Origin of the sequence: Stenotrophomonas sp. PUT21 (assembly GCF_052232875.1) — a bacterium.
Classification (GTDB): domain Bacteria; phylum Pseudomonadota; class Gammaproteobacteria; order Xanthomonadales; family Xanthomonadaceae; genus Stenotrophomonas; species Stenotrophomonas maltophilia_N.
Genome location: NZ_CP197645.1, coordinates 3,092,563 through 3,104,763, shown reverse-complemented (window position 1 = coordinate 3,104,763; position 12,201 = coordinate 3,092,563). Strand labels below are relative to the sequence as shown.

Sequence of the window (12,201 nt, the reverse complement as noted above, 5' to 3'; positions counted from 1 at the left end):
AAAACGTTATTAATGCGCGGTCGCAGGTTCTGCGTCCAAGTGCCCATCGGCAGGGGAGAAACCGTGGGGCTTATCCCAAAAAGCCAGTCGCCTCTTATCGGCGTCGATATCAGCTCGACTGCAGTAAAGCTGTTGCAGTTATCCCGCAGCGGCAATCGTTTCCGCGTGGAACATTACGCTGTGGAACCACTTCCGCCGAATGCGGTCGTGGAAAAGAACATCGTGGAGGTCGAAGCGGTCGGGGAGGCCATTCGACGTGCCGTGAACCGCTCCGGAACCAAGGCACGGCATGCCGCCGCCGCCGTGGCCGGCTCGGCCGTGATCACCAAGCTGATCCCGATGCCCGCCGATCTGGATGAGAACGACATGGAAGCCCAGGTCGAGCTCGAGGCGGTCAACTACATCCCGTACCCGATCGAGGAAGTGAACCTCGATTTCGAAGTGCTGGGTGCGATTCCGAACAACCCGGAAATGGTCCAGGTGCTGTTGGCCGCCTCGCGCTCAGAGAACGTCGAGCTGCGCCAGTCGGCACTTGAACTGGGCGGGCTGGTGGCGCGGGTCATGGACGTGGAGGCCTTCGCGGTCGAGAACGCCTTTGCCCTGGTCGCCAGCGAACTGCCGGTGGCCAGTGATGGCGTGGTCGCGCTGGTGGACATCGGCGCCACCATGACCACTCTGAACGTCCTGCGCGGTGGCCGCAGCCTGTACAGCCGCGAACAGGTGTTCGGCGGCAAGCAGCTGACCGACGAGGTGATGCGCCGTTACGGGCTGACCTACGAAGAAGCCGGCCTGGCCAAGCGCCAGGGCGGGCTGCCGGAAAGCTACGAGATGGAAGTGCTCGAGCCGTTCAAGGAAGCCACGGTCCAGCAGATCAGCCGCCTGCTGCAGTTCTTCTATGCCGGCAGCGAGTTCAACCGAGTCGATCACATCGTGCTCGCCGGCGGCTGCGCGGCCTTGACCGGGCTGCCGGACATGGTGGAAGAGCAGCTGGGCGTGGCCACCGTGGTGGCCAACCCGCTGGCACAGATGACACTGGGCCCGAAGGTGCAGGCACATGCCCTGGCCCAGGATGCCCCGGCGCTGATGATCGCCACCGGTCTGGCGCTGAGGAGCTTTGACTGATGGCGCGCATCAATTTATTGCCCTGGCGCGCCGAACGGCGCAAGCAACGCCAGCGCGACTTCTACGCCATGCTCGGTGCCGCCGCCCTCGGTGGATTGCTGCTCTCGCTGTTGATCTGGTTCTACTACGACCGTCAGGTCAGCGGGCAGAGCGACCGCAATACCTTCCTGCAGGCCGAGATCCAGAAGGTCAAGGAGCAGAACAAGGAAATCGAGCGCCTGGACCGCCAGAAGGATCGCCTGCTGGCCCGCAAGGCCGTGATCGAGGAACTGCAGGCCAAGCGCTCGCAGATGGTGCATCTGTTCGATGCGCTGGTGCGGACCATCCCGGACGGGGTGGTGCTGACCACGCTCAAGCAGGAGGGCGACGTGCTGACCCTGGAAGGCCGCACCCAGTCCAATGCCCGTGTCAGTGCCTACATGCGCAACCTGGAAAGCTCGGGCTGGATGACCAACCCGGAGCTGTCGATCATCGAAGCCAAGGCGCCGGAGCGTGACAAGGCCCCGGCCGCCAGCGGCCCGGTGGTGGACATCAAGTCGCTGCCGTACATGTTCGTGGTCAAGGTCAACCTGCCGGCCCAGAGCAGCGTCACCGAGCTGGCGGCCGATGGCAGCGTGATCGAGCCGACCGCCGATCCCGCACCGCCGGGTGCCACGCCGGTGGCACCGGTGGCCCCGCTGTCGCCGGCCCCCGCGCCGGATGCACCGGCTTCGCCCGATGCCGCCGATCCGGCCAAGCCGGCCGGCAACAGCCGCATCGTGCCGCCCACGCCCTCCGCGCAACCTGCACAACCGGCGGCGCCGGCCCCGGCCCAGAAGGGGGCCGCCGCATGAGCCAGAAGATCAATCTCAAAGAGCTGGACTTCAACAACATCGGCAACTGGCCGCAGAAGGCCAAGGTCGTGTTCTGCGCGCTGTTGGCGCTGTTCATCGTGATCATGGCCTGGTTCCTGCTGATCAGCGGCAAGCGCGATGACCTGGCCTCGCTGGAAAGCACCGAGACCCAGCTGCGGGCCGAGTTCGAGAAGGAACAGGGGCGTGCGGTCAACCTGGAGCCGCTCAAGCAGCAGCTGACCCAGATGGAGCAGGTGCTGCAGCAGATGCTGCGCCAGCTGCCCAGCAAGACCGAAATGCCGGACCTGATCATCGACATCTCGCAGACCGCGTTGTCCAGCGGCCTGTCCAACGAGCTGTTCCAGCCCGGTGCGGAGCAGCCCAAGGAGTTCTACGCCGAAAAGCCGATCGCCCTGCGCATGGTGGGCAGTTATCACCAGTTCGGCGCGTTCGTCAGCGGCGTGGCCTCGCTGCCGCGCGTGGTCATCCTGACCATGCACGACATCAACCTCAAGCCAAAGGATCCCAAGACCGGCATCACCGCCCGCAGCGGTGCGCTGGAGTTGTCCGGAACGGTCAAGACCTACCGTTACCTGGATGACGTGGAGATGGAAGCCCAGGAGAAGGCCGCTGCCGAGAGAGAAAAGGCTGCGAAGGGAGGCCGGAAATGAGCGGCCTGACATCGACCGCACGGGTGGGCGGCCTGCTGATGGTGGTGCTGCTGGCCGGTTGCGCACGCGGCGTGACCAGCACGCCCGGTGACGCCCCGAACCTGGAGAAGTGGGTGGCCGACGTGCGTGCACGCCCGGCACCGCCGCTTGAACCGCTGCCGGTGATGCAGCAGTTCGAGACATTTGAATATTCCGCGCAGGGGATGCGCGACCCGTTCACCGACGCCTGGACCAATCCGCAAGGGGGATCAGGGCTGCGTCCGGATCCGAACCGCCGCAAGGAGCCGCTGGAAGATTTCCCGCTGGACAGCCTGGACATGGTGGGTTCGATCGGCCGTGGGGGCGGACTCGTCGTGCTGGTGATGGCACCGGACAAGGTCACCTATCGGGTGCGTCCGGGCGTCTATCTGGGGCAGAGCGACGGGCGGGTGACCGGGGTCTTCGAGGACCGGATTGAGCTGATTGAACTGGTGCCGGATGGCGCGGGTGGCTGGCTGGAACGGCCGGCAACGCTCGCGCTTGAAGATCAATGAATGATTATGGGGATAGCACGATGACCTTTTCCAACGCCATGCGGCTGCGTTCCGTCCGGCGCCAGAAGTTGCTCCACCTGTGCGCGCTGGGAGTCGCGCTCATGGTGGCCAACGGCACGCTGATGGCGGCCACGCCCAGCGGCGCAGTGCCCAGGCCGGCGGCCACCACCGCCCCGGCGACCGCGCCGGCCTCGCTGTCGGTGTCCAAGATCGACTTCAAGCGCGGCGACGACGGCGCCGGCCGCCTGATCCTGCAGTTCGACGGTCAGGGCGCCAGCCCGGATCTGCGCAGCCAGGGCAACAGCGTCGTCATCGACGTTGGCAACGCGCGCCTGCCGGAAAACCTGCAGAAGTCGATCAACGTGACCGACTTCGCCACGCCGGTGCAGCGCATTGATCCCAAGCCGTATGGCGGCGGCACCCAGCTGGTGCTCAACACCAACACAGCGTTCGAGTCGCTGGCCTACCAGAGCGGCAACGAATACGTGGTCGAGATCAGCCCGCGCCAGGCCGCCCCGGCGACGGGGGCGGTCACCGCCACCTCGGTCAGCCAGGCCGCAGCGGCACTGGGCCAGCGCGGCTACAGCGGCAAGCCGGTGACCTTCAACTTCCAGGACGTGCCGGTGCGCACCGTGCTGCAGCTGGTCGCCGAGGAGTCCAACCTCAACGTGGTCGCCTCCGACAGCGTGCAGGGCAACGTGACCCTGCGCCTGATCAACGTGCCGTGGGACCAGGCGCTGGACATCGTGCTGCGGGCCAAAGGCCTGGACAAGCGCCGCGATGGCGGCGTGATCTGGGTGGCGCCGCAGCCGGAGCTGGCCAAGTTCGAGCAGGACAAGGAAGACGCGCGCATCGCGATCGAGAACCGCGAGGATCTGGTCACCGATTACGTGCAGATCAACTACCACAACGCCGGGGCGATCTTCAAAGCGCTGACCGAAGCCAAGGGCATCGGCGGCAGCAGCGGCGGCGGTGGCGGCAGCTCGCAGGAAGACAGCGGGTTCCTGTCCTCGCGCGGCCGCATCGTGGCCGACGAGCGCACCAACACGCTGATGATCAGCGACATCCCGAAGAAGATCGCGCGGATGCGTGAGCTGATCAACGTGATTGACCGCCCGGTTGACCAGGTACTGATCGAAAGCCGCATCGTCATCGCCACCGATACCTTCGCGCGTGAGCTCGGTGCCAAGTTCGGCATCAGTGGCAGCCGCCAGGATGTGTTCTTCGGGGCCAACACCGATCAGAACCACAACAACATCAACGACCGCGCCACCAAGGACACCGAGTACCAGAAGGCGATCAACGAGTGGGTGGCCGGTGGCCGCACCGGCGCGATCCCGGTCCGCGGCGCGACCAAGTTTGCTGAAGGCCTGAACTGGAACCTGCCGGTGGCAGCGGTCAACAACCCCGGTTCGCTGGCGCTGTCGATCCTCAACGCCGGTTATCTGCTCGATGTGGAGCTCTCGGCGATGCAGGCTGAATCGCGCGGCGAAGTGATCTCCAACCCGCGCGTGGTGACCACCAACCAGCGCGAAGCGGTGATCAAGCAGGGTAAGGAAATCGGCTACGTCACCATCAGTGGTGGCGGTGCGGCCGGCGCCGCGGCCCAGCCCAACGTCCAGTTCAAGGAAGTCGTGCTGGAGCTGAAGGTCACCCCGACCATCACCAACGACAACCGTGTGTTCCTGAACATGGCGGTCAAGAAGGATGAAGTGGAGAGCTACATCCTGCTGGCAGGCTACGGCCAGGTCCCGACCATCAACCGCCGCGAAGTGAACACCGCGGTGCTGGTGGACGACGGCCAGACCGTGGTGATCGGTGGCGTGTACGAGTTCACCGACCGCACCAGCGTCAACAAGGTGCCGTTCCTGGGCGACGTGCCGTTCCTGGGCAATCTGTTCAAGAAGCGCGGCCGCAACAAGGACAAGGCCGAACTGCTGGTGTTCGTGACTCCGAAGGTGCTGCGCGTGGCCAAGGCCAATCCGGCCGTCAACTGAGCCGCATCATCGCTGCACTGACGAAAGGGCCGCCACGTGCGGCCCTTTCTGCGTTCAGCCAATCTTGATGTCGTAACCGGCGCTGTCCTGCCATCATGGCGATGGAACCTCTGCCCACCGTGGGGGTCACATGGATGCCATGAATCTGCCGCCCCCCATGCCCGATACCCCCACGCCCGCTCCGGTGGAGCACGACCGTCTGCACGCTGCCTTCCGCACGCTGCGCGACGGCCTGTCGTCCGAGATCGTCGGCCAGAGCGCGCTCGTCGAGCGCCTGCTGACCGCCTTGCTGGCCGATGGCCATCTGCTGGTCGAAGGTGCCCCCGGCCTGGCCAAGACCACCGCGATCCGTGCGCTGGCCGCCCGGCTGGATGCGGATTTTTCACGGGTGCAGTTCACCCCGGATCTGCTCCCGGCCGATCTGACCGGTACCGAGATCTGGCGCCCGCAGGAAGGCCGCTTCGAATTCGTACCCGGTCCGATCTTCCATCCGATCCTGCTGGCCGACGAAATCAACCGTGCCCCGGCGAAGGTGCAGTCCGCGCTGCTGGAAGCGATGGGTGAGCGCCAGGTGACCGTGGGCCGCCATACCTATCCGTTGCCCTCGCTGTTCCTGGTGATGGCGACGCAGAACCCGATCGAGCAGGAAGGCACCTTCCCGCTGCCCGAAGCCCAGCTGGACCGCTTCCTGATGCATGTGCGGATCGGCTATCCCGATTCGGAGGCAGAGACCGAGATCCTGCGCCTGGCCCGCGAACGCGCCCGCGAGGCGCTGTCCACACCGGCCGCCGCGCCGGCGCGCATGCCGTTGAGCGATGTGTTCGCCGCGCGCAAGGCGGTGCTGTCGCTGCACGTCGCCCCGGCACTGGAGCGCTACCTGATCGAGATCGTGCTGGCCTCGCGCGATGCCGCGCGCTACGACCCGGCCCTGGCCCGGCGCATCGCCTGGGGCGCCAGCCCGCGTGGCTCGATCGCGCTGGAGCGCTGCGCCCGTGCGCGCGCCTGGCTGGCCGGCCGTGACTTCGTCACCCCCGAAGACGTGCGCAACGTCGCGCCTGATGTGCTGCGCCACCGCGTGCTGCCCAGCTATGAAGCCACCGCCGAAGGGTGGGATGGCGAGCGTCTTGTCGCCGAGCTGCTGGCCCGCGTGCCGGCGCCCTGAGCGCGATGGACATGCCCGTGCAGACCGCCACGCCACTCGAGGGCGATGGCCTGCGGCCGAGTCTGGCCGAGCTGGTGGCGCTGCGCCGCAGTGCGCATCGCGCACCGCCGGCACGCCGTGGCCGTCTTGGTCATGCCGGCAGTGCGCCATCGCCTGCGCGTGGGCGTGGCATGGAGTACGCCGAGTCCCGCGACTATGTACCGGGTGACGATGCGCGGCATATCGATTGGCGCGTCACCGCGCGCACCGGGCGGGCCCACACCAAACTGTTCCAGGCCGAGCGCGAGCGCTTGACCCTGCTGGTCGCCGATACCGATCCGGTGCTGTATTTCGGCACCCGGGTCCGCTTCAAATCCGTGCAGGCCGCGCGCGTCGGTGCGGTCGCGGCGTGGCTGGCGCAGCGCCAGGGCGATCGCCTGGCCGCGGTGCGTGGCAGCACCCAGGAGCCGCCGATCGCCCCGGCCGGCGGCACCCGCGGGGTGTTGCGCGTCCTCGATGCCCTGACCCGCTGGTACGCCGAACCGCCTGCCGAAGATGCCGGCCTGGATCGCGCGCTGGAGCAGGCGGCCCGTCTGCTGCGCCCCGGTGCCCGCGTGGTGGTGCTGGCCGATCCGGCCCGCGCCGCCACCATCAGCAGTGCCCGCTGGGCCGCATTGGCCATGCACCACGAGGTGGTGGTGATGCTGCTGGTCGATCCGCTGGAGCTGGTACCGCCGGCCGATGCATTGCCGTTTCTTTCGCAGGGCCGTCGCGTGCTGCTCGATCTGGGCAGTGCCTCGGTACGGGAACACTGGCGCGAACGCTTCGTCGCGCCCCTGGAAGCGCTGCAGACGGCGCTGGCCGCCCGCCGCATCCAGGTGCATGTGGTGGCCACCGACGACGCCAGCGACAGTTGGCTCAGTCCGCTGCCGACCGCGGTGGTGGCATGAGCGCCGCTGCCTCGCTGCCGCTGCGCGATGTGCAGCTGCCGCCGTCACCGCCGTGGTGGCCCCCCGCGCCAGGCTGGTGGCTGGTGTTCGCCGTGATCGTGCTGGTGGTCGCGGCGATCTGGGTCTGGCAATGGCGCCGGCGGCGTGCACGCCAGCGCTGGCTGGACCTGTTCGACGCACAGGTCGCCCAGGCCGGCTCGCCGGTGCTGGAGGTGGCGGCGATCGCCGAGCTGCTGCGCCGCGCGGCACGTCAGTACCAGCCCGGTGCCGAGCGTCTGCAGGGCAGCGAGTGGCTCGCCTTCCTGGATGAGAAGAACAGCCGCGCTTTTTCCGAGGGCGACGGCGCGCTGCTGCTCGACGGCGGCTATCGGCCGAATGTGGATGCCGAGGCGGTGCAGCGGCTGCGCGTGCTCGCCCGCCGCCGCTATCTGTCGCTGCTGACGGAGCGGCGCCGATGATCGCGATGACTTTGCCCACCTGGTTGAACTGGGTGGACAGCCTGGCGTGGCCGTGGATGCTGTGGGCGCTGCCGTTGCCGATCCTGATGCGCTGGTGGCCATCGCGGCCGGGCGCCGGTGCCGCGTTGCGGGTGCCGTATGCCGCCGATCAGCTGCAGTCGCTCGGCGCCGCCGCGGCCGGTGCCGGGCCACGGCTGGGGGGCGCGCTGCTCTGGTTGGCCTGGGCCTGCCTGTGCGTGGCCGCCGCGCGGCCGCAGCAGCTGGGTGAAGCGGTGACGCCGCCCCAGCAGGGCCGGCAGATGATGCTGGCGGTGGACGTCTCCGGCAGCATGAGCGAGGCGGACATGATGCTCGGCAACCAGGTGGTCGAGCGGCTGACCGCAGCCAAGGCCGTGCTCGCCGACTTCCTCGACCGCCGCGTCGGCGACCGCGTCGGCCTGCTGATCTTCGGCGAGCGCGCCTATACGCTGACGCCCTTGACCGCCGACCTCACCAGCGTGCGCGATCAGCTGCGCGACAGCGTGGTCGGCCTGGCCGGGCGCGAGACCGCCATCGGCGATGCGATCGCGCTGGCGGTCAAGCGCCTGCGCGAACAGCCGGAAGGACAGCGCGTGCTGATCCTGCTCACCGACGGTGTCAGCAATGCCGGTGTGCTTGAACCGCTGCGCGCGGCCGAGCTGGCCCAGGCCGAAGGCGTGCGCGTCTATACCGTGGCCTTTGGCGGCGATGGCGGCATCAGTCTGTTCGGCGTGCAGATCGCGCCCGGCGAAGACCCGGTCGACGAAGCGACCTTGAACAGGATTGCCGAGCTCACCGGCGGGCGCTCGTTCCGCGCGCGCAATACCGATGAGCTGGCCGGCATCTATGCCGAGCTGGAACGGCTGGAGCCGGTCACGTCGGCCGGGCCGGCGGTACGGCCGCGGATCGAGCGCTACGCGCCGCCGCTGGCACTGGCATTGCTGCTGGCCGGTTTGGCGTGGTTGTTGCCGAGGCGCTGGACATGAGCATGAGCTGGAACGCCCTGCATTTCGTCCGCCCCGATGCGTTGTGGGCGCTGCTCGCGCTGCCGCTGCTGGTGGCGGTCTGGTGGCTGCGGCGGCGCCGGGCCAATGTCTGGCGCCAGACGGTGGATGCGCATCTGCTGCGCCATCTGCTGGTCGGCCGCGACCGCCGCGCATGGGGTGGCTTGATCCTGCTGCTGCTCGGCACGGCGATCGCCATCGTGGCGTTGGCCGGTCCCTCGTGGCGGCAGGTCGCCCAGCCGCTGTGGCAGACGCCCTCGCCACTGGTGGTCGCGCTGGATCTCTCGTCGCGGGTCACCGCTACCGATCTGCCCCCTTCGCGCCTGCTGCAGGCGCGCGCCAAGCTGGCCACCCTGCTGCGCGAGCGCCAAGGTGGCGAAGTCGCGTTGCTGGTGTATGCCGATGATGCCTACACGGTCGCCCCGCTGACCGACGACATGGCCAATGTCGCGCTGTACCTGGATGCGCTGGCACCGGACGTGATGCCACGCGATGGCCAGCGCGCCGACCGCGCACTGGAGACGGCGGTGAAGCTGCTGCAGCAATCCGGCGCACGCGGCGGCGACATTCTGCTGTTGACCGACCGCGCCGATGCCGATGCCGAGCAGGCGGCCGCCTCGGCACGCGCGCAGGGCTTCGTGGTCTCCGTGCTCGGGCTGGGTACGCCGCAGGGCGCGGCCTATCGCAATGGCGAAGGCCAGATCGTGCCGGCGCGGCTGGAAGAGGGCACGTTGCGGGGTGTCGCCAATCGTGGCGGCGGCCGCTATGCGCGTATCGCCTCCGATGACACGGACCTGGCCGCGCTGGACGTGTTGACCCCGCGGGTCAGTGCCGATGACAGCCGCGAAGGGCAGGGCCGCACGTGGCGCGATGAAGGGTTCTGGCTGCTGCCGCCGCTGATGCTGCTGGCCCTGTTCGCGTTCCGTCGGCGCGGCGCGCTGGCGGTGCTGGCGATGATGGCGGCACTGCCGATGACGCTGCCGACGACGGCACACGCCGCCGAGGGAACGTGGTGGCAACGCGCCGACCAGGTCGATCAGCAGCGCCTGTCCACCGGCGTGGATGCGTACCACAAGGGCGACTTCAAGGGCGCGCAGCAGCAGTTCGAGGGCATCGATACCGATGCAGGCTGGTACAACCTCGGCAACGCGTTGGCGCGGCAGGGGCAATACGATGCCGCCATCGAGGCCTACGACCGTGCGCTGAAGAAGCATCCGGGCATGGCGGATGCGGTGGCCAACCGCGCCGCAGTCGATGCCGCCCGCAAGCGCAGGCCGCCACAGAACAACGATCAGAACAACGATCAGAAGGACGGCAGGAATCCGCCGCCTGAGAAACCTGATCCGGGCAAGAAGCCGGGCCAGGGCCAGAATGGCGACGCGTCGCCGCCGCAGGACAAGGGCGAACAGGGCCAGTCGCCACCCCCCGCCTCCGGTGAGCCGAAAGATGGCCCATCCCAGGGCAGCACGTCGCCGCAGGCCGCCGACAGCCAGGCGCAGGCCGAGGCCGACGCGGCCCAGCGCGAGCGCATGCAGCAGGCGATGCAGCGCCAGGGGAGGAACGACGGCAACGACAAGGCCCAGGGCCAGGTCAGCGGCACCCCGCAGCAGCGCGAGCAGCAGCAGGCGGTGGAGGCATGGATGCGGCGGGTGCCGGATGATCCGGGCAGCCTGTTGCGGGCCAAGTTCCAGCTGGAAAACGAACGCAGGAAACGGGAAGGGCGATGACACATTCCACGATACAGCGCTGGTTGCGCGCCGGGCTCGCCCTGCTGCTGTGCGCGAGCATGACCGCGCACGCGCAGACCCGCGCGTGGCTTGATCGCGAACAGATCACCGACAGCGACACCGTCACCCTCAACATCGAATCCGATGCGGGCGGCGGTGCGCCGGACTATGGCCCGCTGCGGAGCGACTTCGATCTCAGCAGCCAGACCAGCAGCCGCCAGGTGCAGTGGAGCAATGGCGCGATGACCTCGCGTGCGCTGTATGCGGTGGCGCTCAGCCCGAAGCGGACCGGCACCCTGCAGATTCCCGCCCTGCAGGTGGGCGGCAGCCGTACCCAGCCCCTGACCCTGCAGGTCGGCGCCAGCAGTGCGTCCGCTCCCGCGGCGGCCAATGGCACTGCCGCGGCCTTCCTCGAAACCGAGGTCGACGATCCCACACCATACGTGCAGCAGAGCGTCGGTGTGGTGGTGCGCCTGTTCTACGCCGCGCAACTGCTCAGTGGCGAACTGGTGCTGGACACACCGGCCGGTGCCTCGCTGCAGCGGGTGGGCGAAGACCGCACGCTGGTGCGCGAGGTCAACGGCCGCCGCTACAACGTGGTGGAACGGCGCTTCCTGTTGATCCCCGAGCGCAGCGGGGCGCTGGTGCTGCCGGCCGCCCAGTTCAACGGGCGCAGCGCCGGCGGTTTCTTCAATGACATGTTCGGCGGCGATGGCCGCCTGCGCGCCGCCTCGGCCGAGCGCACGCTGCAGGTCCAGGCGCAGCCCGCCTCTGCGCCGCAACCGTGGCTGCCGCTGCACGGGCTGCGCCTGCGCTACACCGCCGCGCCCACCACCGGGCGTGCGGGTGAAGCGGCCACCATCGTGGTCGAGGCCGTGGCCGAAGGCGCCACCAAGGCGCAGTTCCCGGAGTTGCCGGTGCCCGATGTCGGGCCGGGTGCACAGGTCTTCGCCGAGCCGCCGCAGTTCGATGAAACCTTCAACGGCAGCACCCCGCAGCTCAAGGCGACCCGGCGCTTTGCGATCGTGCCGCGCCAGCCCGGCTCGCTGACGGTGCCGGGGCTGCGCATGGCGTGGTGGGATGTGGCCGCCGGCCAGCCGCGCAACGCCAGCCTGCCGGACCTTCAGCTGGACATCGCTGCCGGCGTGGGCGGCAATGCCGCGCCGCCCCTGCCGGTGGACACCACATCTGCCCTGCCGGGCGAACCGGCTGCTGCCTCCACCGATCTGCAGCTGGCGCCGGCGCAGGGCGCGCCACGGCCGTGGGGCTGGATCGCGCTGTCCGCCGGCCTGGCCGTGCTGTGGCTGCTGACCCTGGTCTGGGGCTGGCGCCGACGCGGTCGTCCGGTGATCGCGCGGAGCGCCCCCGGCTTGGTGCCGGCTGCTTCGACGGCAAGTGCCTACACCCGTGCCGACCTGCGCCGGGCCATGGATGCCGGCGGCATCGACGAGATCATCGCGGTACTGGCCGGGATGGGCGGGGTGCAGACCCTGGAGCAGGTGCTGGAGCGCCTCGACGACGCGCAGCAGCGCGGCGCGTTGGTGCAGATGCAGCAGGTCCGCTGGGGCGGGCAGGGCGGCGATGTCGGCCAGGCACGGCAGGAGCTGCGGCGTGCCTTCCATGACGGACCACACTGGCGGGCCCCGGCGGCCCCGCAGAACAATGGCCTGGCGCCGTTGTACCCATCTGCGCATTCATAAAAAGGCGTGTCGGTCCGAGCGGCCGCCTTTGCTAAGCTGATTTCATT

General features: G+C 68.6%; 11 protein-coding genes. All 11 read left to right on the top strand.

The features are described from left to right. Window positions 1-63: 63 nt before the first annotated feature. The 11 genes from ACTT2I_RS14105 to ACTT2I_RS14055 all read left to right on the top strand — a co-directional run bounded on the left by ACTT2I_RS14105 (window position 64) and on the right by ACTT2I_RS14055 (window position 12,154). Entirely contained in the window at window positions 64-1,122 is a 1,059-nt protein-coding gene (locus ACTT2I_RS14105; RefSeq protein ID WP_019183880.1) for a pilus assembly protein PilM, read from the top strand. Beyond that, window positions 1,122-1,955 carry a PilN domain-containing protein gene (locus ACTT2I_RS14100; protein WP_088432685.1) on the top strand — a complete coding sequence of 278 codons (834 nt, stop codon included), beginning with the start codon at window positions 1,122-1,124 and terminating at the stop codon, window positions 1,953-1,955. The genes ACTT2I_RS14105 and ACTT2I_RS14100 overlap by 1 nt, the downstream gene beginning before the upstream one ends. Beyond that, on the top strand, window positions 1,952-2,626 hold the full coding sequence (locus tag ACTT2I_RS14095; RefSeq protein WP_088432686.1) for a type 4a pilus biogenesis protein PilO: 675 nt from the start codon (window positions 1,952-1,954) through the stop codon (window positions 2,624-2,626). The genes ACTT2I_RS14100 and ACTT2I_RS14095 overlap by 4 nt, the downstream gene beginning before the upstream one ends. 38 nt (window positions 2,627-2,664) lie before the next feature. Continuing rightward, window positions 2,665-3,159, top strand: coding sequence for a pilus assembly protein PilP (locus tag ACTT2I_RS14090; protein ID WP_226956626.1), 495 nt, complete (start codon window positions 2,665-2,667; stop codon window positions 3,157-3,159). A gap of 20 nt (window positions 3,160-3,179) precedes the next feature. Beyond that, window positions 3,180-5,156 (top strand): type IV pilus secretin PilQ, encoded by a 1,977-nt coding sequence (locus ACTT2I_RS14085; protein ID WP_088432738.1) that lies wholly within the window; start codon window positions 3,180-3,182, stop codon window positions 5,154-5,156. A gap of 139 nt (window positions 5,157-5,295) precedes the next feature. Then, entirely contained in the window at window positions 5,296-6,318 is a 1,023-nt protein-coding gene (locus tag ACTT2I_RS14080; RefSeq protein ID WP_088432739.1) for an AAA family ATPase, read from the top strand. Window positions 6,319-6,323: 5 nt separating this feature from the next. After that, a complete protein-coding gene (locus ACTT2I_RS14075) occupies window positions 6,324-7,247 on the top strand; it encodes a DUF58 domain-containing protein (RefSeq protein ID WP_421099058.1) in 924 nt (307 codons plus the stop codon). Beyond that, window positions 7,244-7,705, top strand: coding sequence for a DUF4381 domain-containing protein (locus ACTT2I_RS14070; RefSeq protein WP_421099059.1), 462 nt, complete (start codon window positions 7,244-7,246; stop codon window positions 7,703-7,705). Before ACTT2I_RS14075 ends, ACTT2I_RS14070 begins: the two co-directional genes overlap by 4 nt. A 5-nt stretch (window positions 7,706-7,710) precedes the next feature. Then, window positions 7,711-8,709: a vWA domain-containing protein gene (locus ACTT2I_RS14065; RefSeq protein ID WP_421099403.1), complete on the top strand. Its 999-nt coding sequence runs from the start codon at window positions 7,711-7,713 to the stop codon at window positions 8,707-8,709. Next, window positions 8,706-10,454, top strand: coding sequence for a VWA domain-containing protein (locus ACTT2I_RS14060; RefSeq protein ID WP_421099060.1), 1,749 nt, complete (start codon window positions 8,706-8,708; stop codon window positions 10,452-10,454). Before ACTT2I_RS14065 ends, ACTT2I_RS14060 begins: the two co-directional genes overlap by 4 nt. Next, a complete protein-coding gene (locus tag ACTT2I_RS14055; RefSeq protein ID WP_421099061.1) occupies window positions 10,451-12,154 on the top strand; it encodes a BatD family protein in 1,704 nt (567 codons plus the stop codon). Before ACTT2I_RS14060 ends, ACTT2I_RS14055 begins: the two co-directional genes overlap by 4 nt. Window positions 12,155-12,201: the final 47 nt, after the last annotated feature.

Bases quoted from the DNA above. Each gene is read 5' to 3' on its own strand.
- ACTT2I_RS14075 (WP_421099058.1), top strand. From the start codon at position 6,324: ATGGACATGCCCGTGCAGACCGCCACGCCACTCGAGGGCGATGGCCTG.
- ACTT2I_RS14060 (WP_421099060.1), top strand. From the start codon at position 8,706: ATGAGCATGAGCTGGAACGCCCTGCATTTCGTCCGCCCCGATGCGTTG.
- ACTT2I_RS14095 (WP_088432686.1), top strand. From the start codon at position 1,952: ATGAGCCAGAAGATCAATCTCAAAGAGCTGGACTTCAACAACATCGGC.
- ACTT2I_RS14090 (WP_226956626.1), top strand. From the start codon at position 2,665: ATGGTGGTGCTGCTGGCCGGTTGCGCACGCGGCGTGACCAGCACGCCC.
- ACTT2I_RS14070 (WP_421099059.1), top strand. From the start codon at position 7,244: ATGAGCGCCGCTGCCTCGCTGCCGCTGCGCGATGTGCAGCTGCCGCCG.
- ACTT2I_RS14065 (WP_421099403.1), top strand. From the start codon at position 7,711: ATGACTTTGCCCACCTGGTTGAACTGGGTGGACAGCCTGGCGTGGCCG.
- ACTT2I_RS14100 (WP_088432685.1), top strand. From the start codon at position 1,122: ATGGCGCGCATCAATTTATTGCCCTGGCGCGCCGAACGGCGCAAGCAA.
- ACTT2I_RS14085 (WP_088432738.1), top strand. From the start codon at position 3,180: ATGACCTTTTCCAACGCCATGCGGCTGCGTTCCGTCCGGCGCCAGAAG.
- ACTT2I_RS14080 (WP_088432739.1), top strand. From the start codon at position 5,296: ATGAATCTGCCGCCCCCCATGCCCGATACCCCCACGCCCGCTCCGGTG.
- ACTT2I_RS14055 (WP_421099061.1), top strand. From the start codon at position 10,451: ATGACACATTCCACGATACAGCGCTGGTTGCGCGCCGGGCTCGCCCTG.